Source organism: Microbacterium sp. NPDC057659, assembly GCF_042799915.1.
Taxonomy (GTDB): domain Bacteria; phylum Actinomycetota; class Actinomycetes; order Actinomycetales; family Microbacteriaceae; genus Microbacterium.
Genome location: NZ_JBHVHU010000001.1, coordinates 724,416 through 750,675, shown reverse-complemented (window position 1 = coordinate 750,675; position 26,260 = coordinate 724,416). Strand labels below are relative to the sequence as shown.

Here is a 26,260-nt window from a genome sequence, read left to right as displayed (position 1 = left end):
TCCGTCATGTCCTCCCACGAAGCATCCGCAGGCGCGCCCGGCGCCGCTCCAGAGATCGACATCAAGCCCCGCAGCCGCGTCGTCACCGACGGGATCGAGGCCACCACGTCCCGAGGCATGCTCCGTGCCGTGGGCATGGGCGACGCGGACTGGGACAAGCCGCAGATCGGCATCGCGTCCAGTTGGAACGAGATCACGCCCTGCAACCTCAGCCTCGACCGCCTCGCGCAGGGCGCGAAGGAGGGCGTGCACTCCGGCGGCGGCTACCCGCTGCAGTTCGGCACCATCTCCGTCTCGGACGGCATCTCGATGGGCCACGAGGGCATGCACTTCTCGCTGGTGTCCCGCGAGGTCATCGCCGACTCGGTCGAGACGGTCATGATGGCCGAGCGCCTGGACGGCAGCGTGCTGCTGGCCGGCTGCGACAAGTCGATCCCCGGCATGCTCATGGCGAGCGCCCGCCTGGGGCTCTCCAGCGTGTTCCTCTACGCCGGCTCGATCGCGCCCGGCTGGGTCAAGCTCTCGGACGGCACCGAGAAGGAGATCACGATCATCGACTCCTTCGAGGGCGTCGGAGCGTGTCGTGCCGGTCGTATGACCGAGGAGGACCTCAAGCGCATCGAGTGCGCGTTCGCCCCCGGCGAGGGCGCCTGCGGTGGCATGTACACCGCCAACACGATGGCATCCGTCGCCGAAGCACTCGGCCTCAGCCTGCCCGGCTCGGCGGCGCCGCCCTCGGCCGACCGCCGACGCGACTACTTCGCGCACCGCTCCGGCGAGGCCGTGGTCAACCTGCTGCGCCAGGGCATCACCACGAAGGACATCCTCACCAAGGAGTCGTTCGAGAACGCCATCGCACTGGCGATGGCGCTCGGCGGTTCGACGAACGTCGTGCTGCACCTGCTGGCGATCGCCCGCGAGGCAGGCATCGACCTGACCCTGCACGACTTCAACCGGATCGGCGACAAGACGCCGCACATCGCCGACATGAAGCCGTTCGGCAACTACGTCATGAACGACGTCGATCGTCACGGCGGCATCCCGGTCATCATGAAGGCGATGCTGGACGAGGGACTGCTGCACGGCGACGCGCTCACCGTCACCGGCAAGACCGTCGCCGAGAACCTGCGCGACCTGAACCCCGACGCCGTGGACGGCGAGGTCATCCACACGTTCGACAACCCGATCCACTCCTCGGGCGGCATCACGATCCTGCACGGATCGATGGCCCCCGAGGGTGCCGTGGTGAAGTCGGCCGGCTTCGACGCCGATGTCTTCGAGGGCCCGGCACGGGTGTTCGAGCGCGAGCGTGCCGCGATGGACGCTCTGGCCGCGGGAGAGATCAGCGCCGGAGACGTCGTGGTGATCCGCTACGAGGGCCCGAAGGGCGGCCCCGGAATGCGCGAGATGCTCGCGATCACGGGCGCCATCAAGGGCGCGGGGCTCGGAAAAGATGTACTACTCTTGACAGACGGACGATTCTCAGGCGGCACAACCGGCCTGTGCATCGGCCACATAGCACCCGAAGCGGTGGACGCAGGTCCCATCGCCTTCGTGCGCGATGGTGATCTTATTCGGGTCGATATCGCGGCTCGTGCTCTCGACCTACTCGTCGACGAGTCCGAGCTGAGCTCCCGCCGTGAGGGCTGGGAGCCGCTTCCTCCGCGCTACACCCGAGGCGTTCTCGCCAAGTACTCCCGACTCGTGCGCTCCGCTGCAGAAGGAGCCACGACCGGTTGAGTGCTCCGGCATCCCGACGATTCCGCCAGATCACTTCAGGAATGACACATGACTGCTGATTCCGCCCCGGCCGTGCCACGGCCACCCGCTCGTCCTGCCGCAGCCCCGGAGATCTCCGGGGCCGAGGCCGTCGTCCGCTCGCTCGAGAAGCTCGGCGTCACCGACGTCTTCGGCATCCCCGGCGGTGCGATCATGCCCGTCTACGACCCGCTGATGGATTCCACCGGCGTCCGCCACGTGCTCGTCCGGCACGAGCAGGGCGGCGGACACGCGGCCGAGGGCTACGCCACGGCATCCGGCAAGGTGGGCGTGACCATCGCCACCTCCGGACCGGGCGCCACCAACCTCGTCACCGCGATCGCCGATGCGTACATGGACTCGATCCCGATCGTGGCGATCACCGGACAGGTGTTCTCCACGCTGATGGGCACCGACGCGTTCCAGGAGGCCGACATCGTCGGCATCACCATGCCGGTGACCAAGCACTCCTTCCTGGTGAAGGACGCCACCGAGATCCCCGGTGCCATCGCCGCCGCGTTCGAGATCGCCTCGACGGGACGCCCCGGTCCGGTGCTGGTGGACATCACCAAGGATGCGCAGCAGCAGGTCGCCCCGTTCGTGTGGCCACCGAAGGTGGACCTGCCCGGCTACCGGCCCGTCACCAAGGCGCACGGCAAGCAGATCCAGGCCGCAGCCGCGCTGCTGGCCGAGTCGAAGAAGCCGGTGCTGTACGTCGGCGGCGGCGTGATCCGCGGCAAGGCGTCCGAGCAGCTCTACGCGCTGGCCGAGTCGACCGGCGCCCCGGTCGTGACCACGCTGATGGCGCGGGGCGCGTTCCCCGACTCGCACACGCAGCACCTCGGCATGCCCGGCATGCACGGAACGGTCCCGGCTGTGCTGGCGCTGCAGGAGTCCGACCTGATCGTCTCGCTCGGCGCGCGGTTCGACGACCGCGTCACCGGCAAGGCATCGCTGTTCGCCCCGAACGCGAAGGTCGTGCACGTCGACATCGACCCCGCCGAGATCTCGAAGATCCGCACCGCCGACGTGCCCATCGTGGGCGACCTGCGCGATGTGCTCGTCGACCTCGACACCGCCTACCGCGGCATCACCTCGGGGGCGAAGCCCGACATCGAGGAGTGGTGGTCGTATCTCGACGGCCTTCGGACCGAGTTCCCGCTCGGCTACTCGCAGCCTGAGGACGGCCTGATGTCGCCGCAGTACGTGATCCAGCGGATCGGTGAACTCACCGGGCCCGAGGCGATCTACGCCGCGGGCGTGGGCCAGCACCAGATGTGGGCGGCGCAGTTCATCAAGTACGAGCGTCCGAACTCGTGGCTGAACTCCGGCGGGGCCGGCACCATGGGCTACTCGGTCCCGGCCGCGATGGGGGCGAAGGTCGCCGAGCCCGACCGCGTCGTGTGGTCGATCGACGGCGACGGATGCTTCCAGATGACCAATCAGGAGCTCGCGACCTGCGTCATCAACAACATCCCGATCAAGGTCGCGATCATCAACAACTCGTCGCTCGGCATGGTGCGGCAGTGGCAGACGCTGTTCTACGACGGCCGGCACTCCAACACCGACCTGAACACCGGGCACGGCACCGCCCGCATCCCCGACTTCGTCAAGCTCGCCGAGGCCTACGGCTGCCTCGCCCTGCGAGTGGAGAAGGAGGAGGACGTGGACGCCGCGATCCAGACGGCCCTCGAGACGAACGACCGCCCCGTGGTGATCGACTTCGTGGTGAGCGCCGACGCGATGGTGTGGCCGATGGTGCCGCAGGGCGTCAGCAACAGCTACGTCCAGTACGCGCGCGACCACGCGCCGGCATTCGACGAGGAGGACTGATCATGTCGAAGCACGTGCTGAGCCTGCTCGTCGAGGACCGTCCTGGTCTGCTGACCCGCGTCGCGGGGCTGTTCGCCCGTCGCGGCTTCAACATCGAGTCCCTCGCGGTGGGGGTGACGGAGGTGCCCGGCGTCTCGCGCATCACCGTCGTGGTGGACGTCGAGGACCTGCCCCTGGAGCAGGTCACCAAGCAGCTGAACAAGCTGATCAACGTCATCAAGATCGTCGAGCTCGAGCAGTCGGCCTCGGTGCAGCGCCACCACATGCTGATCAAGGTGCGCACCGACAACAACACCCGCTCGAACGTGCTCGAGGTCGTGAACCTGTTCCGCGCGTCCGTGGTCGACTACGCCCCGGACGCCCTGGTGATCGAGGTCACCGGCGACAAGGGCAAGGTCGAGGCCCTGCTGCGCGCCCTCGAGCCCTTCGGCGTCAAGGAGCTGGCGCAGTCCGGCCTGGTCGCCATCGGCCGCGGCGGCAAGAGCATCACCGAGCGAGTGCTGCGCGGCTGAGCACACCGAACCATGTTCGCCCGCTCGTCTGCTGGGCGAGCGAAGCGAGAAGAAGTACCACTAGCAAGGAGAAATACAAGTGAGCACCGAGATCTTCTACGACGCTGACGCCGACCTGTCGATCATCCAGAGCAAGAAGGTCGCGATCGTCGGCTACGGCTCGCAGGGCCACGCGCACGCGATGAACCTTCGCGACTCGGGCGTCGAGGTCGCCATCGCCCTCAAGGAGGGCTCGAAGTCGATCGCCAAGGCCGAGGAGGCCGGCTTCCCGGTCAAGAACGTGGCGGATGCCACCGAGTGGGCCGACCTGATCATGATCCTCGCGCCCGACCAGCACCAGCGCGGCATCTACGCCGACTCGATCAAGGACAAGCTGACCCCGGGCAAGACGCTGGCCTTCGCGCACGGCTTCAACATCCGGTTCGGCTACATCGACGCACCCGAGGGTGTCGACGTGATCCTGATCGCGCCGAAGGCTCCCGGCCACACCGTGCGTCGTGAGTTCGTCGCCGGCCGCGGTATCCCGGACATCATCGCCGTCGAGCGCGACGCGTCGGGCCAGGCCTGGGCCACCGCGCTGTCCTACGCGAAGGCGATCGGCGGAACCCGCGCCGGCGTCATCAAGACCACCTTCACCGAGGAGACCGAGACCGACTTGTTCGGCGAGCAGGCCGTCCTGTGCGGTGGCATGAGCCACCTGGTGCAGGCCGGCTTCGAGACCCTCACCGAGGCGGGCTACCAGCCCCAGATCGCCTACTTCGAGGTGCTGCACGAGCTGAAGCTCATCGTCGACCTGATGTGGGAGGGCGGCATCGCCAAGCAGCGCTGGTCGATCTCCGACACCGCCGAGTTCGGTGACTACGTCTCCGGCCCGCGCGTCATCGACGCCGGCGTGAAGGCCCGCATGGGCGAGGTGCTGGCCGACATCCAGTCCGGCGCCTTCGCGAAGCGCTTCATCGAGGACCAGGACAACGGCGGCGTCGAGTTCCTCGCCCTCCGTGAGAAGGAGCAGGGTCACCCGATCGAGGCCACGGGCAAGGAGCTGCGCGCTCTGTTCGCCTGGAAGCAGTCGGACGAGGACTACGTCGAGGGCAGCGCTGCGCGCTGACCTCCTGTCCCTCACAAGAGCGGATGTCGCCCGACGGGCGGCATCCGCTTCTTTCGTCTCCAAACATCCGATGTCTGTGCCAGGATGAGAGGTATGCGGCAGCAATGGTTCGATGAGGCCCGATTCGGGATGTTCGTGCACTTCGGTGCGTACAGCGTGGCGGCGCGCCACGAGTGGGTGCAGAACTACGAGCGCCTGACCGATGACGAGTACCGGCCCTACACCGAGCACTTCGCCCCCGACCTCTTCGATGCCCGAGCGCTGGCGCGTCGCGCGAAGGAGACCGGCATGGGGTACGTGGTGCTGACCACCAAGCACCACGACGGGTTCTGCCTGTGGGACACCGACGAGACCGACTTCTCGTCGATCACGTCGTGCGGTCGTGATCTGGTGCGCGAGTTCGTCGACGCGGTCCGCGCCGAGGGGCTCCGCGTGGGCTTCTACCATTCGCTCCTCGACTGGCATCACCCCGACTTCACGGTGGACTGGAACCACCCTCGGCGCGACGACGTCGACGCCGCAGCACTCAACGAAGGCCGGGACATGGCGCGCTACCGGGCCTATCTGCACGCGCAGGTGCGGGAGCTGCTCACGAGGTACGGCACCGTCGACTACCTGTTCTTCGACTTCAACTACCCCGAGAGCCGCGACGGCTGGGCGGGCAAGGGACCCGAGGACTGGGGATCCGAGGAGCTGCTCGCCCTGTGCCGCGAACTGCAGCCCGAGATGCTCATCAACGACCGCCTCGGCGTCCCCGGCGACCTCGTCACGCCCGAGCAGTACCAGCCGACCTCGCCGCTGGTCGACCGCGACGGCGTGCCGCAGGTCTGGGAGGCCTGCCAGACCCTGGACGGGTCGTGGGGGTACCACCGCGACAACCACGACCAGAAGTCCGCGACCCTGCTGACGCAGATGCTGGCCGACTCCGTGTCGATGGACGGGAACATGCTGCTCAACGTCGGACCCAACGGCCGCGGAGAGATCGCGCCGCGCGACGAGGCGACGTTCGCCGAGATCGGGGAGTGGATGCGCCTGCACCGTGACGCGATCGTGGGAGCAGGTCACGCAGACCTCGTACCGCCCCGTGAGGGCGTCTACACCCGCCGCGGCGACCGGCTGTACCTGCACCTGTTCTCGTGGCCTTTGGGCTTCGTGCACCTGCCGGATCTCGGTGGTCGCGTCAGCTTCGCCCGGCTGCTGAACGACGGATCCTGGCTGCGCACGTCCGTGATCGACCCCGATCAGCAGGCGGTCAACATGACGCCCGCCGGGCAGGCCGAGGGCACGCTGACCGTGCACCTGCCTGTGCAGCGTCCCGACGTGCTGATCCCGGTGATCGAGCTGACCCTCACTGACTGAGGGTCAGGGCGTCCGCAGCTCGAGCCCGTCCATCGCGAGTCGCGCGGCACCCTGCAGGATCGCGTCCGCACCGGTACGGGCGGCTTCGATCCGCAGGGTCTGCGTGACCAGCGGGTGGCAGGCCTCGTAGACCCTGCTGCGCACGGCGGCCAGGAACGGCTCGGACGCGCTCATGCTGCCGGTGAGGAACACCGCGTGCGGGTTGAAGAAGTTCACCACCCCGGAGAGGGCCTGGCCGAGGTGGTTCCCCGCCGTGCGGACGAGCGTGGTGGCATCCGGGTGAGCGTCCCTGGCGAGCGCGAGCACGTCCTCGGTGGTGTGCACGGTGTCGTAGCCGCGCTCGTGCATCTGCCGCACGAGGCTGGCTCCGCTGGCCACCGTCTCCAGGCAGCCGGTGTTGCCGCATGAGCACGGGATGTCGCCGCTGCCGTCGATCCTGGTGTGCGTGATGTCGCCGGCGGCTCCGGTGGCCCCGCGGTGCACGCCGCCGTCCACGATGATGCCGCTGCCGATCGCCGTGCCCGCCTTGACCGTGATGGAGTGCTTCTCCGCGCCGAACTGCGCGGTGTGCTCGCCGAGTGCCGCCAGGTTCGCGTCGTTGTCCACCGCCGCGGGCACGCCGTGCCGGGCCCGCAGGTGCTCGCCGACGCGGAATCCCGGCCATCCGGGCATCCGGGAGGGCTGATCGACCGAGCCCGTCACGATGTCCACCGGACCTGGCAGACCGACTCCGATCGCCCGCACCGAGGCGTTCTCGCCGAAGCGGTCGAACACGGCGCTGACTCGCGCCAGCGTCGCCTCGGGACCCTCGGTGAGGTCGACGGCGATGGTCTCGACCCGGTCGAGGGCCCCGCCGAGCGTGTGTCGCCCGATGCGCGCGTGACCGCCGCCGAGGTCGGCGGTGAGGATCGTCCCCGCTTCGGCGAGCTGGAGCACGCGCGGCCGCCGGCCGCCGCGGGAGGTGCCGTCTCCCGCCTCCCTGAGGATGCCCGCGTCGAGCAGCGTCTGCACGCGCATCCCCACCGTGGAGGGGGCGACCCCGAGCTGCGCCGCGAGCTCGCTGCGTGAGCGCGCGACGCCGCTGGCGATGAGCTCGACGATGCGGCGGCCGTTGGTGTCGTCTGAGGGCGGCATTGCTGTCTCCTGGTGTCCGCTGAGGTGTCGCGGCTGCTCCGTAGACATCGGATGTTCCGCTTGCGTCGTAGTACGAAGTATGGCACGGTGTCTTCGTTCAAGACACAACTAGGTTGTTTCGGTGGTCGAAGTAACCTTCTGTCCTGCTAGGAGGCAATCAATGAAGATCAAGCGCGTGGGGGCCGTGATCGCGGTCGCCGGCGTCGCCGTGGCGATGGCCGGTTGCTCGAACGGTCCGAGCACCGGCGGATCTGCGGACGGCGACACCATCGTCGTCGACATGTGGGCGGGCAGCGAGGACGACACCGCCGCGCTCAAGGCCCAGGTCGACGTCGCGAAGAAGCAGAACCCCGATCTGAAGATCGAACTGCGCACGGCGCCGTGGGGCGACTTCTTCACGAAGCTCACCACCAACATGGCCTCCGGCAACATGGCCTGCGTCACCGGCATGAACTCCGGGATGCTCGCCAGCTACACGGACGGCTTCGTCAAGCTCACCGACGCCGACCTGAAGACCGCCGGCCTTGCCGAGGACGACTTCGCCGCGGGCGCCACCGAGATCCTGAAGAACAAGGGCGACCTGTACGGCCTGCCCTTCGACGTGTCGACCATGGTCGCTTACTACAACGAGGACCAGCTCAAGGCGGCCGGCGCCGAACTGCCGACCAACGACTGGACCTTCGAGGACTTCGAGGCCATCGCGAAGAAGGCCACGACCGGCGGCAAGTACGGCTTCGGCATCGGCATGGGCGACTTCCAGTGGCAGGCCCTCCCGATCGCGAAGTCGGGCACCCAGCCGGTCTCGGCCGACGGTGAGCTCCAGCTGACCGACCCCGGCTTCCTCGAGGCATCCGAGTGGTACGCCGGCCTCGTCACCGACCAGAAGGTCGCGGCGCCCGTGGCATCCGCGTCCGAAGGCGGCTGGGGCGAGAACCAGTTCACCAGCGAGAACGCCGCCATGGCGGTCGACGGCACGTGGAACGCCGTCGGCTACCTGAAGAACGACGCCGGGTTCAAGGCAGGGCTCGCTCCGCTGCCCACCGGCGCCAACGGCGACCTCAGCCTCGTGCTCGGCTCGGGCTACGGCATCGCCGAGACCTGCAAGAACAAGGAGGGCGCGCTGAAGGTGCTCGGCTCCCTGCTCAGCAAGGACTCGCAGGACTACATCGCCTCCTCGGGCCGCAGCTACCCGGCGCGCGCCGAGAGCCAGCCGCTGTACTTCGAGTCGCTCGACCCGCAGTACCGCGACCAGGTGAAGTCGGTCTTCGAGACCGCCTTCAAGAACGTCGAGGGGCAGAACGTCTCCGACAACTGGGCCAAGGTCGGCACGTACGTGCAGCCCGAGCTCGTCAGCGTCTACAACGGCCAGGAGTCGATGAAGACGGTGCTCGAGTCCGCGCAGCAGCAGTTCGGCAACTGAGCCACGCATAACACCAAGGGATGTACACAGAGATGACCACCACGACCGCTCCTCGCCGTCGTCGCGGGTCGCTCGCCAAGGTCGAGGCGCGCCAGGCGCTGGGCTTCGCAAGCCCGGCCCTGGTGGGCCTCGCCCTGTTCACGATCGTGCCGGTCGTCTTGTCCATCGTGATGAGCTTCTTCGACTGGCCGACGTTCGGCGAGCGCACCTTCAACGGCGGCGCGAACTACGCCAGACTCTTCCAGGACCCCAACTTCCTGCCCGCTCTGGGGAACACGATCGTGTTCACGCTGCTGTACGTCCCCGCCAGCATCGCCCTGTCGCTGCTGATGGCGCTCGCCCTCGGACCGCGGATCCGCGGTCGCGGCGCGCTGCGCGTGCTGTTCTTCATCCCCGTCGTCACGCCCATGGTGGCGAACGTGCTGGTGTGGAAGATGCTGCTCCAGCCCCAGGGCCTCTTCAACGGCCTCGCGCAGAGCTGGTTCGGCGTGGAGCTGCCGAACTTCCTCGCCGACAAGAACTGGGCGATGATCATGGTCGTCGTCATGAGCGTGTGGCAGGGGATCGGCTACAACATGCTGATCTTCTCGGCGGCGCTCGAGCAGCTCCCGGAGAGTGTGATGGAGGCGGCCGTCATCGACGGCGCCCGCGGATTCCGCCTCACCTGGAGCGTGATGATCCCGATGATCTCCCCGGCGATCTTCTTCGCCACGATCATGACGATGATCACCTCGCTGCAGGTGTTCGTGCAGCCGCAGATGCTCACCGGCGGCGGGCCGGGCAACGCCACGATGCCTCTGGTGATGTGGATCTACAACCAGGGCTTCAAGTTCCAGGATCTGGGACTCGCCGCCGCCGGCGCATGGATCCTCTTCGCACTGATCATCATCATCACCGCGCTGCAGTTCGGCGCGCAGAAGAAGTGGGTGCACTATGAGCACTGATGTCATGGAGCCCCTCGTGCTCGGCGACCCGGGCGACGACGGAGCCGTCGAGGCGGAGCGCACCCGCGGTCGTGCGCCGCAGAGCACCGCCGGTCGCGTCCGGCTCGTGTTCGCGCACATCGCCGTCTACATCGCGGCGGGCATCTTCCTGCTGCCGCTGATCTACGCCTTCTTCTCGGCCCTCAAGCCGAACGGCGAGATGTTCGCGATGCCGCCCCGCCTGATCGGCTCGGAGGTGCGCTGGTCGAACTTCGCCGAGGTCTTCGAGTACGGTCCGTTCTGGACCTACATCTTCAACTCGCTGTTCGTCTCGGTCGCGGGCACACTGGTGGTGCTCGTGGTCTCCACCACCGCCGGCTACGCCTTCGGCCGCCTGCGCTGGAAGGGCAGGGATGCCGTCTTCGTGCTGTTCCTGGCGACTCTGATGGTGCCGGCCGAAGTGCTCGTCATCCCGATGTTCCAGGTGATGCAGTGGGCCGGCTGGGTCGACACGTTCCAGGCGCTCATCTTCCCGTTCGCCTTCACCGCCTTCGGCACGTTCCTGATGCGGCAGTTCTTCCGCGGCATCCCGTACGAGCTGGAGGAGGCCGCTCGCGTCGACGGCGCGGGTGCGGTGCGCACCTTCCTGCGGATCATCCTGCCGCTGTCGACTTCGGCGGTCGCCGTGCTCGCGGTCTTCACGTTCCTGTCCTTCTGGAACAGCTATCTGTGGCCGTTGATCGTGACGGTCGACTACAACGCGCACGGCACACTGCCCGTCGGCCTCGCGAGCTTCTCGGGTCTGACCGGCACGCGCTGGGACCTGCAGATGGCGGCGTCGATCATCTCGATGATCCCGACCACGATCCTCGTCATCGCGCTGCAGAAGCACCTGGTCAAGGGCATCGCCATGGCTGGTCTGGGCGGTCGCTGACGTGAGCACGAGGCAGTACGAGGGCACCGCTGTGCCCGCAGGCATCCCCGCGGACGCCGGAATAGACATCGGCGGCACCAAGATCGCCGCGCTCATCGTCGACGAGCAGGGGGCCGTGCTGGCGCGCGGCAGCTCCCCGGCGCCGGCCAGGGAGGGCGGGGCCGCGATGGCGGATGCCGCCGCGGCCCTGGTCACGCGGCTCTGCATCGAGGCCGGGGCATCGCTGCGCGCCGCGGGCGTGGGCGCCGCGGGCGTCGTCGACCACGCCTCGGGGACCATCCGGGCAGCATCCGAGACCTTCGTGGACTGGGTGGGATTTCCGCTGGCCGACGAGCTCTCCGCCCGCCTGGGCGTTCCGGTGCGGATCGAGAACGACGTGAACGCATTCCTGCTCGGTGAGGCAGCCGGTCGTGATGACCGCGACGTGCTCGGCGTGATGCTGGGCACCGGCGTCGGCGGAGCGATCATCGTCGACGGCGATCTGCGCCACGGCCCGCACGGCGCGGCCGGCGAGATCGGGCACACTCCGGGATACAGCGACCTGCGCTGCACGTGCGGCCAGACCGGGCATCTCGAGACCCTGGCCTCCGGCACGTCGATCGGCGCCCGGTACGCCGACCGCACCGGCGCATCGCTGGACTCGCGGGAGGTCGCCGATCGGGCCAGGACGGGCGATGCCGACGCGATCGCGGTGTTCCGCGATGCGGGCAGAGCCCTCGCGCTGGCCTGTGCGAGCGCGGCGACGCTGCTCGACGTGCCTGTGGCGATCGTCGGCGGGGGAGTGGCGCGGGCCTGGGATCTGCTCGCCCCGGCCGTCGAGGAGACGCTGCGCACCGATGCGCCGATCACCGGCATCCCGCTGCGGGTGATCCCCGCGTCGAAGGGCGGCGATGCGGTCGCGCTCGGCGCCATCGAATCCGCTCGGCGTGCACACGCCGTTCCCGCATACTGAACCCGAGTCGTACAGGAGGACACATGACCGACCGTCCGGAAGCGAGTGACATCTGGATGGGGCCGCTGGCCCCGCTCTCCGACGGAGGGCTGACCGCGCCGCGGATCGGCATCGCCGGGATCTCGATCGAGTCGAGCACCTTCTCGCCGCATGTCTCCGGCGACGAGGCATTCACCATCCGCACCGGCGACGAGCTGATCGGGTACTACCCCTTCCTCGACGCGGGCAGGGAGCTGCGCGATGCCGCCCGCTGGGTGCCGATCTTCCACGGGCGCTCGCTGCCCGGTGGCGCGGTCGCACCGGAGACGTACCGGCGCATGAAGGACGCGATCGTCACGGGCATCCGCGACGCCATCCGGGACGGTGGCGCGTTCGACGGCTTCTTCTTCGACATCCACGGCGCGATGAGCGTCATCGGCATGCAGGACGCCGAGGGCGACCTGGCTCGAGCCGTCCGTGCCGAACTCGGTTCCGACACGCTGATCACCACGTCGATGGACCTGCACGGGAACGTGTCCGAGGTGCTGCGCGACGAGGTCGACCTGCTCACCTGCTACCGCATGGCGCCGCACGAGGACTGGATGAACACCAAGGAGCGGGCGGTCTGGAACCTGCTCGACCGGCTGCGCGGACCGCACGGCGCCGACCCGGTGCTGCGTCGTCCGTACAAGGCCTGGGTGCCGGTCCCGGTGCTGCTGCCGGGCGAGAAGACCAGCACCAGGCTGGAGCCGGCCCGCGGCATCTACGCCGAGCTGCCCGGCATCGAGTCCCTGGACGGCGTCGTCGATGCCTCGGTGTGGATCGGCTACGCCTGGGCGGATGAGCCGCGCTGCCAGGCCTACGTCGTGGTCACCGGTGACGATCGCGCGCTCATCACGGCCGAGTCGGAGCGCATCGCGAGGATGTTCTGGGATGCCCGAGAGGACTTCGTCTTCGTGGCGGAGACAGCCACCCTGGAGGGGGCCCTGGAGAAGGCGCTCGCGCCGGATGCCGCGCATCCGTATCTGATCTCCGACTCCGGCGACAACCCCACGGCCGGCGGCGCCGGCGACGTCACGTGGACGCTGGCTGAGCTGCTGGCCCGGCCCGAGCTGACGGACGGCACGCGGACCACCCTCGTCGCATCGATCTTCGACGCCGAGGCGGTCGCCGCGGCGGAGACCGCAGGCGTCGGCGCGACTGTGACGCTGGATGCCGGTGCACGCGTCGACCACGGACCGCGCGGCCCTGTGCGGATCACCGGACAGGTCTTCTCGATCACCGAGGGCGACCCGGATGCCGGTACTCAGGCCGTCATCGCCGTCGGCGGCCTGCACGCGATCATCACGTCGAGGCGCAAGCCCTTCCACCACCTGGACGACTTCCGGATGCTCGGGCTCGACCCGGAGGCGGCCGACATCGTCGTCGTGAAGATCGGCTACCTCGAGCCCGAGCTCTACGACCTGGCGGCGGACTGGACCCTGGCGCTCACACCAGGCGGCGTCGACCAGGATCTGCTCCGGCTGGGCCACAGCCATCTGCAGCCCGGCGTCTACCCGTTCGACACCACGGGCACCCCGGCGCTCACCGCCGTCGTGGGCCGCCGAGGAGAGGAGCGCACCGCATGCTGAACTTCGAGAAGCGCACCGGGCCGGACTTCGGCGCCGCCGCTCCGCAGTACCCCGCCAACGGCGTCCCGGAGTGGTACCGCGACGCCAAGCTCGGCTTCTTCGTGCACTGGGGCCTGTACTCGGTGCCGGCGTGGGCGGTGCAGCACGGCGAGGGCGTGAACATCCCCACCGAGGACGCCTACGCCTGGCATCAGTATGCGGAGTGGTACGGCAACACGGTGCGCATCGAGGGCAGCCCGACCTGGCAGCGCCATCAGGAGCTGTACGGCCCCGGCACCTCCTACGAGGACCTCGCCGATCACTGGGACGCCTCGGCGTTCGACGCCGACGCCTTCGTCGGCGAACTGATCGGCGCCGGCGCGAAGTACGTCATCCCCACGACGAAGCACCACGAGGGCTTCTGCCTGTGGAACACCTCGACGACGGGCTTCAACGCCGTCGCGCGCGGTCCGCGGCGCGACCTCATCCGCGAGTTCCACGACGCGACCCGGCGCGCCGGCGCCCGTTTCGGCGTCTACTACTCGGGCGCTCTGGACTGGCACGTGAGCGACTTCCCGCCGATCGAGTCGGACACGGACCTGTTCCGCTTCCGCAGGAACGACGAGCACTTCTCACGCTATGCCGCGGCTCAGCTCGAGGAGCTCGTAGAGAACTTCTCGCCGGACGTGCTCTGGAACGACATCGAGTGGCCGGACGGGGGCAAGGGCGGCGACGACTTCGCGGTCGCCGCGCTGCTGAGCCGCTACTTCGACACCGTGCCCGAGGGCGTGGTCAACGATCGCTGGGGAGTGCCGTACCACGGCTTCCTCACTCGCGAGTACCGGAACATCCCCGACATCCTCGAGCACCCGTGGGAGTCCACGCGTGGCCTCGGGTACTCCTTCGGCTTCAACCAGGCGGAGGACGACCGGCAGTCGCTCTCGGGCGACGCGCTGATCCGGATGCTCGTGGACGTGGTGTCGAAGAACGGCAACCTGCTGATCAACGTGGGACCGGCCGCCGACGGGACGATCCCGGCGCTGCAACTGGCGGCCATGCGCGCGATGGGGTCCTGGCTGGGCGAGAACGGCGATGCGATCTACGGCACTCGGCCGTGGATCCGCTTCGGTGAGCCGCTCGCGCCCGTGCGGTACACGGCGTCGTCCGCGGGTGTGCATGTGCACGCGCTCGATCCGGCGACCGGCGAGGTCCTTCTGCCCGCCGAGCTGGCCGGACGCGAAGCGCGCTGGGCGGACGGCTCGATCGCCGAAGCGACGAGCCGCGCCGACGGCACCGTTTCGCTGAGCATCCCGGAGGGCCTGCGCGGCGCGGCCGTCGCGGTCGCCACGGTCGGATGACCGCGTCGGACGCGCGGCGACCCGTGCAGCTGGAGATCGCGGTGCAGGATGCCGCGGGCGCGCGCATCGCGTTCGAGGCCGGCGCGGATCGTGTCGAGCTGTGCCAGGCGCTCGCGGAGACGGGGGGTCTCACGCCCTCCGCGGGCGCCGTCGAGGCGGTGCTCGCGGTGGCGGGGCGCGCCGAGCGCCTCGCGGTGCTCGTACGCCCCCGCCCCGGCGGCTACGTCTATGACGCCGACGAGATCGCGGTGGTCGCCGCCGACGTGCGAGAAGTCGTGCGCCGCGGGGCCGGAGCGGTCGTCGTGGGTGCGCTGGATGCCGCGGGAGGGATCGACACCGAGGCGCTGAGTCGCTGGATCGACGCTGCCGCCGGAGCCGAGGTCGTCTTCCACCGCGCGATCGACACCCTCAGCGCTCCCGTCGATGCGATCGATCAGCTCGTGGCACTCGGCATCCGCCGAGTGCTGACGAGTGGCGGTGCGACCCGGAGCATCGACGGGCTGGGCACGGTCGAGGCGCTCGTGCGCGGATCGGCCGGGCGGGTGCAGATCATGCCCGGCGGGGGAGTGCGAGTCGAAGACGTGCCCGCGTTCGTCTCGTCGGGAGCGGATGCCGTGCATCTCTCCGCCCGACGGTCGTCGGGTGACACCGCACCGAGCGGCCCCGGCGGCGGAGCATCCGGGTTCGATGTGACGGACGGCGCGATCGTCGCCGCCGCACGCGCGGCCCTCGACGAGGCGACATCCGGCTCCTGACTCCACTCGCAGACGCACGAGTCCCCGCCGGCTGAACAGCCGGCGGGGACTCGTGGTCCTCAGGGTGTCACTTCTCGGCGAGGGCCTTGTCGATCCCCGCGACCGGGGATCCGAGGCCGGTCACCGAGTCGTATCCCGGGCCTGCGGTGCACTCGACACCACAGAGACCGTTGCTGCCGGACGTGACGTCTGCCAGTCCCTTGTCCAGGCTGTAGAGCGCCTCGTGCGCCGGCGACGCGCCGTCGGCGCCGACCGCCACGAGGCGGTCCTTGCCGTCGGCCGAGCGCAGCTGGTCGGTCACCGCGAGGATGCCGGCCCAGAGCGGAGCGGAGAGGCTGGTGCCTCCGACGGCCGCCCAGAACTGACGCCCGTTCGCCGTGTAGAACACCGAGAAGCCGGTCGCCGGGTCGGCCACGAAGCTGACATCGGGGGTCGAGCGGAGCCCGCCCTCCACGACGCCGTCCTGGTAGGCCGGGCGCTCCTGGAAGAAGCTCACGCTGCCGCCGGTCGCCTTCCATGCGGTCTCGCTGAGGGTATTGCCCTCGGCGTCCAGCTTCATGTTCGTGCCGCCCACAGCGATGATGTTCGGGTTGGTGCTCCCGTAGCTCGACGGCCAGCCGAAGTCGCCCGTCGACTGCAGGCAGACCGAGGCGGTCAGCGCGCAGTGCTTGTTGTAGAACGCCTCTTCCGAGAACTCGTTCGTGCCCCAGCTGTTGCTGATGGCCGTCGGCTTCAGCGAGGCGGCCTTGTCCACGGCGCGGTACATCGGCGCCGCCGTGGCATCCGTCGCCTCGACGAGCACGATCTTCGCCTTCGGGGCGACCGCGTGGATCGACTGGATGTCGAGCGCGGCCTCCTGGTTCCACTGAGCGTTCACGGTCGGTGTCTTGCCGTCCGCGGCGATCTGCTCGAACTCGAAGCAGTCCTCACCGGTGGCGGCGACGTCGCAGGTCTGCGGCAGGCCGAACTGGGCGGCCGCGGTGTTCGCGTCGTCCTTCGCGGTGGGGTAGTGGTACGCGATGGTGATCGCGACCGTCTGGCCCTCGCCGTCGCCGGAGAGTCCGAGGCGCTTCTGGATCTGCTGCGGTGTGTAGCCCGGAACGGTGATCTCCGCGTGCGGCGTGACGGCCGTCTGCTTCACGATCTGGTGAGGCGCGGTCGCCACGCCCACAGGCAGAGGCGAGGTATCAAGCTCGGTCGCCTTCACCGCCTCTACGGCGTCCGCGCTCGGTGCGGAGGCTGCGGCGTCCGCACCTGTGGCGGGCTTCGCCCCCGATGCCTGCAGGATCGTGAGGCCGTGTGCGAAGTTGTCAAGCGCGAACGGATTATCGCCATACCCGCCGACACTCTGGTTCAGGTTGAACGCCATGTAATCGCGCGGCAGAGCGATCAGGTCGGTAGCCGGTCCTTCGTTCAGGTCCGCTGTGGTGACGGTGCCGGCGAAATAGGCGAACGCGGAACCCAGAGCGGAGACATACGTCTCCGGTGCGTTCGGGAACGGCGCAGCCCAGGAGAGGACTCCACCTGTGCCGCCGACGAACAGCTCGGTTCCGTCCTGCGCGGTCGCCATGACCGCCTGCCAGACGTTGGGGATCGTCCGCATGTAGTACGGGTCGGAACCGTTGGCGGGGAGTTGGTGGATCTGCGCGGTGTGCAGCCAGAACAGCCCCTGTGTCTTCGAACCGGAGAAGCCCTGGAAAGTCGCCGAACCGTTGGCCTCGAGCGTCTTCACCTTCTCGCCGGTGCGTCCGTCGAGCAGAAGGACGGTGTGCCCGCGGGTGGTGACGGTGTCACCGCCGAAGGCGAATGCCACGGCGTTGCCGTCCGCACCGGGCACGTCGGCCGTGCGGACCCCGTTCTGGGATTCGATCCAGGTGGCCTTGGCGCCGGAAGCGGCCACGGCCCAGAGTTCGGTGCCCTTCTTCAGATCGATCGCCGCAGCGGTGGGAGCCGGGTCGGAGGTGCCGATGCCGATGCGCGAGCGCACTCCGCCGTACTCCAGGAAGACGCGCCCGTCCTCGACCACCGAGGTCGAGTACGCGACGGGCTTGTCTCCGGCGGACGCCGGGCGATACGACCAGACTGCGCCGCCGTCGGCGTCATAGGCGCCGAACGTCTTGTCGCTGCTTGCCAGGATCTTGCCGTCCGCAACAGTGACATCCCACTGGAATGCACCGGTCTTCACATCCGACTGCACCTTGCCGGTGCGCGGGTTCAGCACGGCGAAGCCGTGCGACGTGGCCACAACGACCCGGTCGGCCTTCTTGCCCTTGGCGTCGGCGACGGATGCGACATGCAGACCGTGCGAGCCAGAGGAGACGGCCGCCGACCACAGCACCTTCGTGCGGCCATCGGCGAGCGCTGCGCCGTCGAGGGCGAACACACCGCGGCTCTGTCCTGCGGCGATGACATCCTTGCGGCCGTCGCCGTTCACGTCGTAGTCGGCTGCCGCGTACAGGTCGCCCATGAGAGGCATGGCCGAGGCCACGCCCTTCTTGTCGGTGTGCCACGCGGTCAGGTCGTAACCGGCGGTCAGGTACCCACCCTGGTAGGGAGTCGCCTCGGTGCCGGCGACCGCGCCATCACGACTCCAGGCGAGCTTTCCTGTGCGGGTGTCTACACCCACGAGCTGTGTGTGCTCGGGACCGTTGGGCTGCGTCAGCGACTGGGCGACGCCGTCGCTCACGGTCGCGACAGCGAGGCCGTTCGCGCCGACGGTGAGTCCGGTGATTGGTGCGCGAGCGGAGCCGACGGTGGATTCCGTCGTGTAGGTCCACTGGTCCGCGCCGTTCGCGCTCACGCCGCTCAGGGTCGAAGCCCCGTCGGTCAGATCGGCGTTGATGCCGATCTCGGCGAGCACGTAGCGCGGGCCGCTGCCGTTCGGGTTCACGGCCGTGGCGACCGGGACCTTGCCATCGTGCGAGGCGATCACCGTGCGCTTGCCCGAGGCGATGTCGATCGCAGTCAGGTCGAGCCGCACCGCGTCGAACGGGTCGTTCTGCTCGGTCACCAGGACGCGGCCGTCGACGGCATCCTTCTGCACGATGCGCGGGTATCCGGGCGTCTTGACATCCATGACGGCGTTGCCGTCCTTCGTGTCGACGACCAGCACATGACCGGCGGCCGGGCGCGGGTTGCCAAGGCCGAGCGGGGTGTCCGTCCACGCGGCGGTGATCCGGCCGTGGCCGAGCGACTCGATGTCGGACCACTTCGCGAACGGCGCCTTCGTGCTGTATGCCCACGCGGTCGTGCCCGTGATCTTGTCGCCGCGGCCCGAGAACGAGTAGGCGATCAACGAGCTACGGCTGTCGCCCTGCGTCGCAACCGGATTGAGGTTCCAGTTCGGACCAGTGTTCTGTGCCACGACGAGCTTGCCGTCCTGCGCGAGCATCGAGCCGACCGAGCCGGGGATGAGCTCGTGCCAGACCATGTCGCCGGTGGCGCCGTCGATGACGCTCACGAAAGTGCCGCTGGTCAGGTCGGATCCGGGCGTCTGGAACGCGATCTGCGGATCGGTGCCGAGCTGGTAGGCGACTGCGACATCCGAAACGCCGTCGCCGTTCACATCGAGCTGGGCGAATGGGTGACGGCCGACGCTGCTGGGCTGGTAGGGGCTGAAGCCCTGGAACATCGAGGGCTTGAGGTCTTCGATCACGTAGGGCAGGTCGTAGCTGATCTGCCAGTCGGCGGACAGGTCATGGATGCCGATCTGCCACTTTAGGTTGCCCTTGCCGTCGTAGCGGGCCAGACCACCGGCGTTCGAGACGGAGACCCAGTCCTCCGTGCCGTTCAGCGCGATGGGGCTGGCGACACCCTGCATCGTCTCGAAGCTCCCCTTCGATTCGAAGCCCTTGACATCCTGGTCGCTCTTGCTCGGACCGCTCGACTTGAGCTCGGGTGTCGCATCCGCGGTTTCCGCCTGACCGGACGCCTCGGCCACGAGGCCGGGGGTTCCGTCGGATCGCGGGGTGTACTGGTCGCTGAGCGATGAGAGCGCCTCGGGTGTGAGGCGCGGGGCATCGGGTGCTGTGTCCGTGGCGTACGCGGCGGGCACGGCGAGCAGTCCGATGACTGTCGTCGCGGCCACCGCGACGCCTGCGGAGCGCAGGCGACGATGAGACCGGTTCATGGGGAGTGTCTCTCTGTGGGGAAGGAGCCCGCTCGGGGGTGCGGGACAGCCCGCGGGAAAGCGGGTTCCCAAGAATGCTCCCAGGTTTCGTATGCCGGATGTGGACAGCATCCGGACAATGGCCGGATTAGGTCACTAGACTCACGCATAGTCGACAGGGATGGGGACAAGAGTGCTGGACGGGGTCGGCCTGGGCGAGGCCGAGGAGCGCGCCTATCGCGCGCTGCTGCGGCATCCGCATCTTCGCGCGCGCGAGATTGCGGAGACGCTCGGCGTGACGGCTGCAGCCGCCCGTCGCGCCGCCGATGGCCTGGTGGTGTCAGGCCTGGCGACAGTCGATGACGCCACGCCGCCACAGTACGCACCCGTCGACCCCCGCATCGGCATCCCGATCCTGGTGCGTGCTCGCCAGGCCGAGCTCGAGCGCGCGACGGCCGCGATCGACACCTACGCGGCCGAGTACATGGAGCGGATGCTGCGCTCCGAGCCCCAGCAGCTGGTGGAGGTCCTGGACGGGCCGTCGATCATCTCGGAGCGGCTGGATGCGCTGCTGCGGACCGCCGAGCACGAGGTGATCGCATTCGAGGAACCCCCGTACGTGACGGATGTGCCGCGGTCGGAGAGCGAGACCGAGGAGGTGCTGCTTGCGCGCGGCGTGCGGATCCGCGCGGTGTACGGCGCCAGCGTGCTGGAGGTGCCGGAACGCGTCGACGCGATTCGGCGGCTGTCCGGTCTGGGCGAGGAGGCGCGGGTCGCCGCGCACGTGCCTCTGAAGATGATGCTCATCGACCGGCGCGTGGCCGTGGTGCCGCTGACCGCGCGTGAGGAGAGCACCCGCACCACCGCCGTGCTGGTGCGGCAATCACGGCTGTGCGATGCCCTGGTCGAGCTTTTCGAGGTCAGCTGGGAGCTGGCGAGCCCCGTGTTCGGCGACGACGAAGCGGTCGGCGACCTGTCCGGGCTGGACTCCGAGCTGCTGCGGCTGCTCAGCGCGGGGCTGAAGGACGAGACGGTCGCTCGACACCTCGGCCTTTCAGAGCGCACAGTTCGCCGACACGTGGCCGAGCTGATCGAGCGGCTCGGCGCGTCGAGCCGCTTCCAGGCCGGTGCTCAGGCCGCGAAGCGCGGGTGGGTGTGACCCGCTAGCTAGCTCGCAGGCACCGCATCCTTCACGACGATCGGCGGCGTGACGCCGTCGCCCCACACCGGCGCCGGCAGCACGGTCCCGGTCGAACCGTCGCGGATCTCACGGATCGCCGAGACGATCTCGGCGGAGTTCTCGGGCACGGGCAGCCCGCACTTCTTCAGCTCCGAGGCGAACTCGAGAGTGAGCCGGGTCTTGCCGGCCTCGACTGCTTCAGCCGTGGTGCCGGTGCGGATCTCGCTGCCGGTCTGCACATCGGGCACCTCGTCGCACACGTGATAGACCTTGCCGCCGTCGACCCAGACGACCTGGTCTTTGCCGAGCAGCATGACCACCGTGGACTGGTCGGCCGTGTATTGCTCGACCGAGGCGGGGGCGAGGTCGATGCCGATGTAGGTGGCGATCAGCGCGAGGACGACGCCGACGATGCCGGCGGTGGCCTTCTGCCCCTTGTCCATGTCCTTGTTCAGGAAGATCAGGATCACCAGCGGCAGGAAGGCGACGATGGCGATGATCGCGCCGAGCTGGTTCTGAACGAAGAAGCGCGTCTTGTCGGACTTGCGCGCAGGGTCGAGGCGATTCGCCTTCTTCCACAGCACCGATCCGGTGATGGACAGTGCGGCGATCACGACCAGCAGCACGAGGAGGGAGATGAACGCCCACTGCGGGAAGATCGCGGTCGCGCCGCTCTCGGACACGAGACCGGTGTCGGGGTCGCGGGTGAGCGTGCCCGCCTCGCCGACGTACACGCGCTGGCGCAGCAGCCAGAAGATTCCGACCGCCTCGCCGACGATCGCGAGGACCCACAGCGCGACCGCGATCCAGCGGAAGGTGGTGGCCTTCTTCTTGGCCTCGGGCGTGGGCTTCCAGCCCGGCGCATCCGTCTCGACTGCCTGCTCGCCGCTCTCCGCCACGATGGCTCCCCTCCTGAGTGTTCGCTGAACGCCCCGAGCCTACTGGGCGGAGGATTCGGATCGCTACGCTGGAGACATGACATCCGATCCCGACGATGACGCCCTGAGCTGGGACGGCGACTCCGACGTGGAGCGCCCCACGCTGCCGAAGGGCTGGCAGGCCGTCGGCCGGGGGAGCGAGAAGGTCGAGTCGACTCCGGCAGTGGATGCTCCGCACGAGGCCTCCATGTCGAAGGACCCCGCTCCTGCGGCATCCGCTCCAGAGGAGGATGAGGACGACGAGGAGTACGAGGGGCTCTCCACCGGGATGCTGCTCGCGCTCGGTGCCGTCGGCGGCATCTACCTCCTGTACACGATCGGCTGGCTGATCGGTGGGCTCCGGATGCAGGCCGGCGCGCTGTTCCTCATCCCGAGCGTGATGTACACCGCGACGCTCGTGATCGCGGTGGCGGCGCCGGTGCTGTGGTTCGCGGCGTCCTGGATGCTCACCCGCAACTCGCGTAGCTGGGTGCGCCTGACGGCGCTGATCGCCGGAGTCGTGTTCCTCGTTCCCTGGCCTTTCGTGATGACCGGGGGAGTGGCCGCATGACCGCCGCAGACAACTCCGTTGAGCCCGCTCCGTCGCGCTTCCGCTCGGCGCTCTCGGGATTCATCACCGGGCTGGCCGGACTCGCGTACGCCTATCTGGTCTGGAACGCCATCGCCTTCCTGATCGGGGTCGCTCCGCTGGGCCTTGCGGCGATGGACTGGGTCGCGCTGCTGTTCGCCGCCGTGCTGCCCGCGCTGGTGTTCACCGCGGCCATCGTCCTGGCACGTCGTCGCACGCTCTGGCAGTACGTCATCGTGCTGCTGGCCGGAGTCGGGTTGTCGGCCGTGTTCTGGCTGAACGTGCTGTCGTACATGATGCGCAGCATCGCGATGGGCTGATCCAGCGGGCGTCACACGGACGGGAGCACCCATCGGGCTCGGGTACAGTGGTGCTCGATCGCGCCCCCGACGGTGTGCGGCGCATCGGCTCTCTCCCGCCTGCCGCGCTGCCCCGAAGGATCCACTGTGCCGAAGCCCGTCGTGCTCATCGCCGAAGTCCTCTCTCCTGCCACGATCGACGCCCTCGGGCCCGATTTCGACGTCCGCGACGTCGACGGCACCGACCGCGAGGCGCTGTTCGCCGCCCTCGCCGACGCCGACGCGGTGCTGGTCCGCTCGGCCACGAAGATCGACGCGGAGGCGCTTTCGCACGCGCCGAAGCTCAAGGTCGTCGCCCGTGCGGGCGTGGGCCTCGACAACGTCGACATCAAGGCCGCGACGGCCGCCGGCGTCATGGTCGTCAACGCGCCGACCTCGAACATCGTCTCCGCCGCCGAGCTGACCGTCGGCCACATCCTGAGCCTGGCGCGGCACATTCCCGCCGCGCACGCCTCGCTGGCCGCCGGTGCGTGGAAGCGCTCCAGCTTCACCGGCACCGAGCTGCTCGAAAAGACCGTGGGCATCGTGGGCCTCGGCCGCATCGGCGCCCTGATCGCCGCGCGGCTGAGCGGCTTCGACGTGCGTCTCGTCGCCTACGACCCCTACGTCACCAGTGCCCGCGCGCAGCAGCTGGGCGTACAGCTCGTCTCCCTGGAGGAGCTGCTGGCCGAGGCCGACTTCCTCACCATCCACATGCCGAAGACCCCCGAGACCACCGGGATGATCGGCGCGGAGCAGCTCAAGGCCATGAAGCCGTCGGCGTACGTCGTCAATGTCGCCCGCGGCGGCCTGATCGACGAGGACGCGCTGCTCGAGGCGCTGCAGACCGGCGAGATCGCCGGCGCCGGACTCGACGTGTTCACCTCCGAGCCGCCGGCCGAGGGCAGCACCGCTCGTGCGCTCGCCCAGCTGTCGAACGTCGTCGTCACCCCCCACCTGGGCGCCAGCACCGAGGAGGCGCAGGAGAAGGCCGGCGTGTCGGTCGCGCGCTCCGTCCGTCTCGCGCTCGGCGGCGACCTGGTGCCCGACGCGGTCAACGTCGCCGGTGGCGTCATCGACCCCTACGTGCGCCCCGGCATCGCACTGGTCGAGAAGCTCGGTCAGGTGTTCTCCGGCCTCGCGCAGTCGCCGCTGACCAGCCTCGACGTCGAGGTGCACGGCGAGCTGAACGACTACGACGTGAGTGTGCTCAAGCTCGCCGCGCTCAAGGGCGTCTTCGCGAACATCGTCAGCGAGACCGTCTCGTACGTGAACGCTCCGCTGCTCGCGGAGCAGCGCGGCGTGGCGGTGCGGCTGCTGAAGGACGACGTCAGCGAGGAGTACCGCAACGTCATCACGCTGCGCGGCGCGCTCTCCGACGGATCGCAGCTGTCCGTCTCGGGCACCCTGACCGGTCCGAAGCAGATCGAGAAGCTGGTCGGCATCAACGACCACGCCCTCGAGCTGCCGCTCGGACAGCACCACGTCGTGATGCTGTACACCGACCGCCCCGGAATCGTGGCCGTCTACGGCCAGAAGTTCGGTGAGGCCGGCGTCAACATCGCCGGAATGCAGATCGCCCGCCGTGCCGCCGGCGACCAGGCGCTCAGCGTCCTGACCCTCGACTCGCCGGTCAGCGACGAGCTCGTCGAGGAGATCCGCGATGCGATCGACGCGGACCTGTTCCGCCAGATCGAGGTCACCACTCTCTGACACCGCTGCAGAACGGCCCGTCCTCCCGAGGGCGGGCCGTTCGTCGTTCCGCCCGGGAAGAAGTTCTGAAAGAATCTGCCCGGGCTGTCGATTTCGGGAGATGCTCCACGTCGTATCGGTGTTCGACACCTCAGCGGGCCACCGGGCCCGCCCGACGAAGGAGTGAAGATGTCCGACGAGTACATGATCATCATCCGCGAACCGGAATGGGACTACACCGGCAGCTCACCCGCGCAGATCGAGGCGGATCTTGCCGGCCACAAGGCCTTCCAGGCCGCCGTCGCCGCAGCAGGTCAGCGGGTCACCGCCGGCGTGCCGTTGCGTGCCCAGTCCGAGGCCTTCCGCATCCAGCCCGGGTCGGACGGTCCGGTGTTCACCGACGGGCCGTTCGGTGAGACCCGTGAGGTCGTCACCGGGTTCTACGTCTTCACCGCCGATTCGGTGGAGCAGGCCCGCGAACTCGCGGCCCTCGTGCCGACCGGCGGCTGGCTGGACGTGCATCCGGTGCTCGACATGGCGGCGGCTCGCGAAGCGAACGCCTGACACGATGTCCGACCGGATCGAGGATGCGTTCCGCGTGGACGCGGGGCGCATCCTCGGTGCCGTGGCTGCATACACGGGCGACCTGCAGCTCGCCGAGGACGCTGTGCAGGAGGGGTTCCTGCGCGCACTCGCGCAGGAACGATCGGGAGTGGTGCTCTCGAACCCCTCTGCGTGGATCACCACGGCCGCGCGCCGGGCGGCCGTCGACGCGATCAGGAGGGAGCGCACCGCGGCGAGGGCGCTGCCGGCTCTGGCCGCCGACACGGCCACCGTCACGGCTGATGCCGCTGACTTCGCGTTCACGGGCGATGAGAGGCTCGAACTGATCCTGACCGTGTGTCATCCCGACCTCGCCGAGGAGACCCGGCTCGCGCTCGCGCTGCGCTTCGCCTGCGGCATCGCGACCCGCGACGTCGCGGCGATGCTGCTGGTCTCCGAACCGACGATGGCGGCACGACTCACCAGGGCGAAGAAGCGGCTGCACGACTCCGGCATCCGCTTCGCCATCTCGGACGCCGCACAGGTGCGCTCCCGGCTGCCGGACGCGCTCTCGGTGATCTCGCTGCTGTACACGACCGGGTATGCGGCGCCGACATCAGAAGACGGGCGAAGGCTCTGCGCCGACGCCGTGGAGCTCGCGCGCGACGCACGGCGGATCGCCGGTGACGACTCGGAGGCTGTCGGGCTGCTCGCCCTGCTGCTGCTCACCGAGGCGAGGCATCCGTCCCGTGTCGACCCTGCGGGCGAGCTGGTGGCTCTCGCCGAGGCCGACCGTGGCCGGTGGGATCGAGCGCTGATCGGGGAGGGCGAGACACTGGCGACGGACGCGCTGAACACCGGGACCGGTCGTTTCGCACTGCAGGCGGGAATCGCGGGTCTTCACGCCATCGCGGCGGAGTGGGACGCGACCGACTGGCCGGCGATCGCGCTTCTCTACGACGGACTGGTCACGCAGTGGCCGTCGCCGTCCGCGCGGCTTGCCAGGATCGTCGCGCGCGGGTATGCGGACGGCGTCGGCGCCACCGGCGCACGACTGGAGCTGGATGCCGACGAGCAGCTGTTCCAGGGGTCGCTCGCGGCCCAGGCGTTCGCAGTCCGCGCCGAGCTGGGTCTGCGCGCCGGCGACCGGGCGGGCGCGGAACGCGACCTGCTCGAGGCGATCGCTCTCGCCGAGGATCCTGCGGTGCGCAGGCATCTCGAGCGGCGACTGGCGGAGGCGGACGGTCGCGACGGCTGA

21 protein-coding genes are annotated in these 26,260 nt (G+C 69.0%); 18 read left to right on the top strand and 3 right to left on the bottom strand.

The features are described 5' to 3' along the window. The first annotated feature begins 6 nt into the window (after positions 1–6). The 5 genes from ilvD (at position 7) to ACFVAE_RS03585 (ending at position 6,570) form a co-directional block, all read left to right on the top strand. Positions 7–1,740: a dihydroxy-acid dehydratase gene (gene ilvD, locus ACFVAE_RS03605; protein WP_378887949.1), complete on the top strand. Its 1,734-nt coding sequence runs from the start codon at positions 7–9 to the stop codon at positions 1,738–1,740. 48 nt (positions 1,741–1,788) lie between these two features. After that, complete coding sequence (locus ACFVAE_RS03600) at positions 1,789–3,591, top strand: acetolactate synthase large subunit (RefSeq protein ID WP_378887947.1); 1,803 nt, start codon at positions 1,789–1,791, stop codon at positions 3,589–3,591. Between the two features lie 2 nt (positions 3,592–3,593). After that, positions 3,594–4,103, top strand: coding sequence for an acetolactate synthase small subunit (ilvN, locus tag ACFVAE_RS03595; protein WP_157311940.1), 510 nt, complete (start codon positions 3,594–3,596; stop codon positions 4,101–4,103). 79 nt (positions 4,104–4,182) lie between these two features. Beyond that, on the top strand, positions 4,183–5,211 hold the full coding sequence (gene ilvC / locus ACFVAE_RS03590; protein ID WP_378887945.1) for a ketol-acid reductoisomerase: 1,029 nt from the start codon (positions 4,183–4,185) through the stop codon (positions 5,209–5,211). Positions 5,212–5,295: 84 nt separating this feature from the next. After that, positions 5,296–6,570 carry an alpha-L-fucosidase gene (locus tag ACFVAE_RS03585; protein ID WP_378887943.1) on the top strand — a complete coding sequence of 425 codons (1,275 nt, stop codon included), beginning with the start codon at positions 5,296–5,298 and terminating at the stop codon, positions 6,568–6,570. A 3-nt stretch (positions 6,571–6,573) separates the two neighbouring features. Here ACFVAE_RS03585 and ACFVAE_RS03580 read toward each other — a convergent pair whose 3' ends face one another. Then, positions 6,574–7,704 (bottom strand): ROK family protein, encoded by a 1,131-nt coding sequence (locus tag ACFVAE_RS03580; RefSeq protein ID WP_378887941.1) that lies wholly within the window; start codon positions 7,702–7,704, stop codon positions 6,574–6,576. A 160-nt stretch (positions 7,705–7,864) separates the two neighbouring features. On the opposite strand from ACFVAE_RS03580, the gene ACFVAE_RS03575 reads away from it, so the two are divergent. From ACFVAE_RS03575 to ACFVAE_RS03545, 7 genes are read left to right on the top strand one after another with little or no spacing between them, the layout of a single operon-like run. Then, on the top strand, positions 7,865–9,124 hold the full coding sequence (locus tag ACFVAE_RS03575; RefSeq protein WP_378887939.1) for an ABC transporter substrate-binding protein: 1,260 nt from the start codon (positions 7,865–7,867) through the stop codon (positions 9,122–9,124). Positions 9,125–9,156: 32 nt separating this feature from the next. Then, a complete protein-coding gene (locus ACFVAE_RS03570; protein ID WP_378887937.1) occupies positions 9,157–10,068 on the top strand; it encodes a carbohydrate ABC transporter permease in 912 nt (303 codons plus the stop codon). Then, entirely contained in the window at positions 10,058–10,981 is a 924-nt protein-coding gene (locus tag ACFVAE_RS03565) for a carbohydrate ABC transporter permease (RefSeq protein WP_378887935.1), read from the top strand. Before ACFVAE_RS03570 ends, ACFVAE_RS03565 begins: the two co-directional genes overlap by 11 nt. Position 10,982: 1 nt before the next feature. Then, positions 10,983–11,933, top strand: coding sequence for an ROK family protein (locus ACFVAE_RS03560; protein ID WP_378887933.1), 951 nt, complete (start codon positions 10,983–10,985; stop codon positions 11,931–11,933). A 23-nt stretch (positions 11,934–11,956) separates the two neighbouring features. Then, on the top strand, positions 11,957–13,543 hold the full coding sequence (locus ACFVAE_RS03555; RefSeq protein ID WP_378887931.1) for a M81 family metallopeptidase: 1,587 nt from the start codon (positions 11,957–11,959) through the stop codon (positions 13,541–13,543). Further along, entirely contained in the window at positions 13,537–14,880 is a 1,344-nt protein-coding gene (locus ACFVAE_RS03550; protein WP_378887929.1) for an alpha-L-fucosidase, read from the top strand. The genes ACFVAE_RS03555 and ACFVAE_RS03550 overlap by 7 nt, the downstream gene beginning before the upstream one ends. Next, positions 14,877–15,635 carry a copper homeostasis protein CutC gene (locus ACFVAE_RS03545; RefSeq protein ID WP_378887927.1) on the top strand — a complete coding sequence of 253 codons (759 nt, stop codon included), beginning with the start codon at positions 14,877–14,879 and terminating at the stop codon, positions 15,633–15,635. The genes ACFVAE_RS03550 and ACFVAE_RS03545 overlap by 4 nt, the downstream gene beginning before the upstream one ends. Positions 15,636–15,702: 67 nt before the next feature. Here the strand turns inward: ACFVAE_RS03545 and ACFVAE_RS03540 are convergent, their stop codons facing one another. Further along, a complete protein-coding gene (locus ACFVAE_RS03540; protein WP_378887925.1) occupies positions 15,703–19,764 on the bottom strand; it encodes a hypothetical protein in 4,062 nt (1,353 codons plus the stop codon). A gap of 160 nt (positions 19,765–19,924) precedes the next feature. Between ACFVAE_RS03540 and ACFVAE_RS03535 the strand changes: the two genes are divergently transcribed. Next, entirely contained in the window at positions 19,925–20,902 is a 978-nt protein-coding gene (locus ACFVAE_RS03535; protein WP_378887923.1) for a helix-turn-helix domain-containing protein, read from the top strand. An 8-nt stretch (positions 20,903–20,910) separates the two neighbouring features. Here ACFVAE_RS03535 and ACFVAE_RS03530 read toward each other — a convergent pair whose 3' ends face one another. Continuing rightward, positions 20,911–21,822: a hypothetical protein gene (locus tag ACFVAE_RS03530; protein WP_378887921.1), complete on the bottom strand. Its 912-nt coding sequence runs from the start codon at positions 21,820–21,822 to the stop codon at positions 20,911–20,913. A gap of 76 nt (positions 21,823–21,898) precedes the next feature. On the opposite strand from ACFVAE_RS03530, the gene ACFVAE_RS03525 reads away from it, so the two are divergent. From ACFVAE_RS03525 to ACFVAE_RS03505, 5 genes are all read left to right on the top strand, one after another. Further along, entirely contained in the window at positions 21,899–22,411 is a 513-nt protein-coding gene (locus ACFVAE_RS03525; RefSeq protein ID WP_378887919.1) for a hypothetical protein, read from the top strand. Next, a complete protein-coding gene (locus ACFVAE_RS03520; protein ID WP_378887917.1) occupies positions 22,408–22,749 on the top strand; it encodes a hypothetical protein in 342 nt (113 codons plus the stop codon). The genes ACFVAE_RS03525 and ACFVAE_RS03520 overlap by 4 nt, the downstream gene beginning before the upstream one ends. Positions 22,750–22,875: 126 nt before the next feature. After that, positions 22,876–24,480, top strand: coding sequence for a phosphoglycerate dehydrogenase (serA, locus tag ACFVAE_RS03515; protein WP_378887915.1), 1,605 nt, complete (start codon positions 22,876–22,878; stop codon positions 24,478–24,480). 168 nt (positions 24,481–24,648) lie between these two features. Beyond that, entirely contained in the window at positions 24,649–25,023 is a 375-nt protein-coding gene (locus ACFVAE_RS03510; protein ID WP_378887913.1) for a YciI family protein, read from the top strand. A gap of 4 nt (positions 25,024–25,027) precedes the next feature. Continuing rightward, positions 25,028–26,260, top strand: coding sequence for an RNA polymerase sigma factor (locus tag ACFVAE_RS03505; protein ID WP_378887911.1), 1,233 nt, complete (start codon positions 25,028–25,030; stop codon positions 26,258–26,260).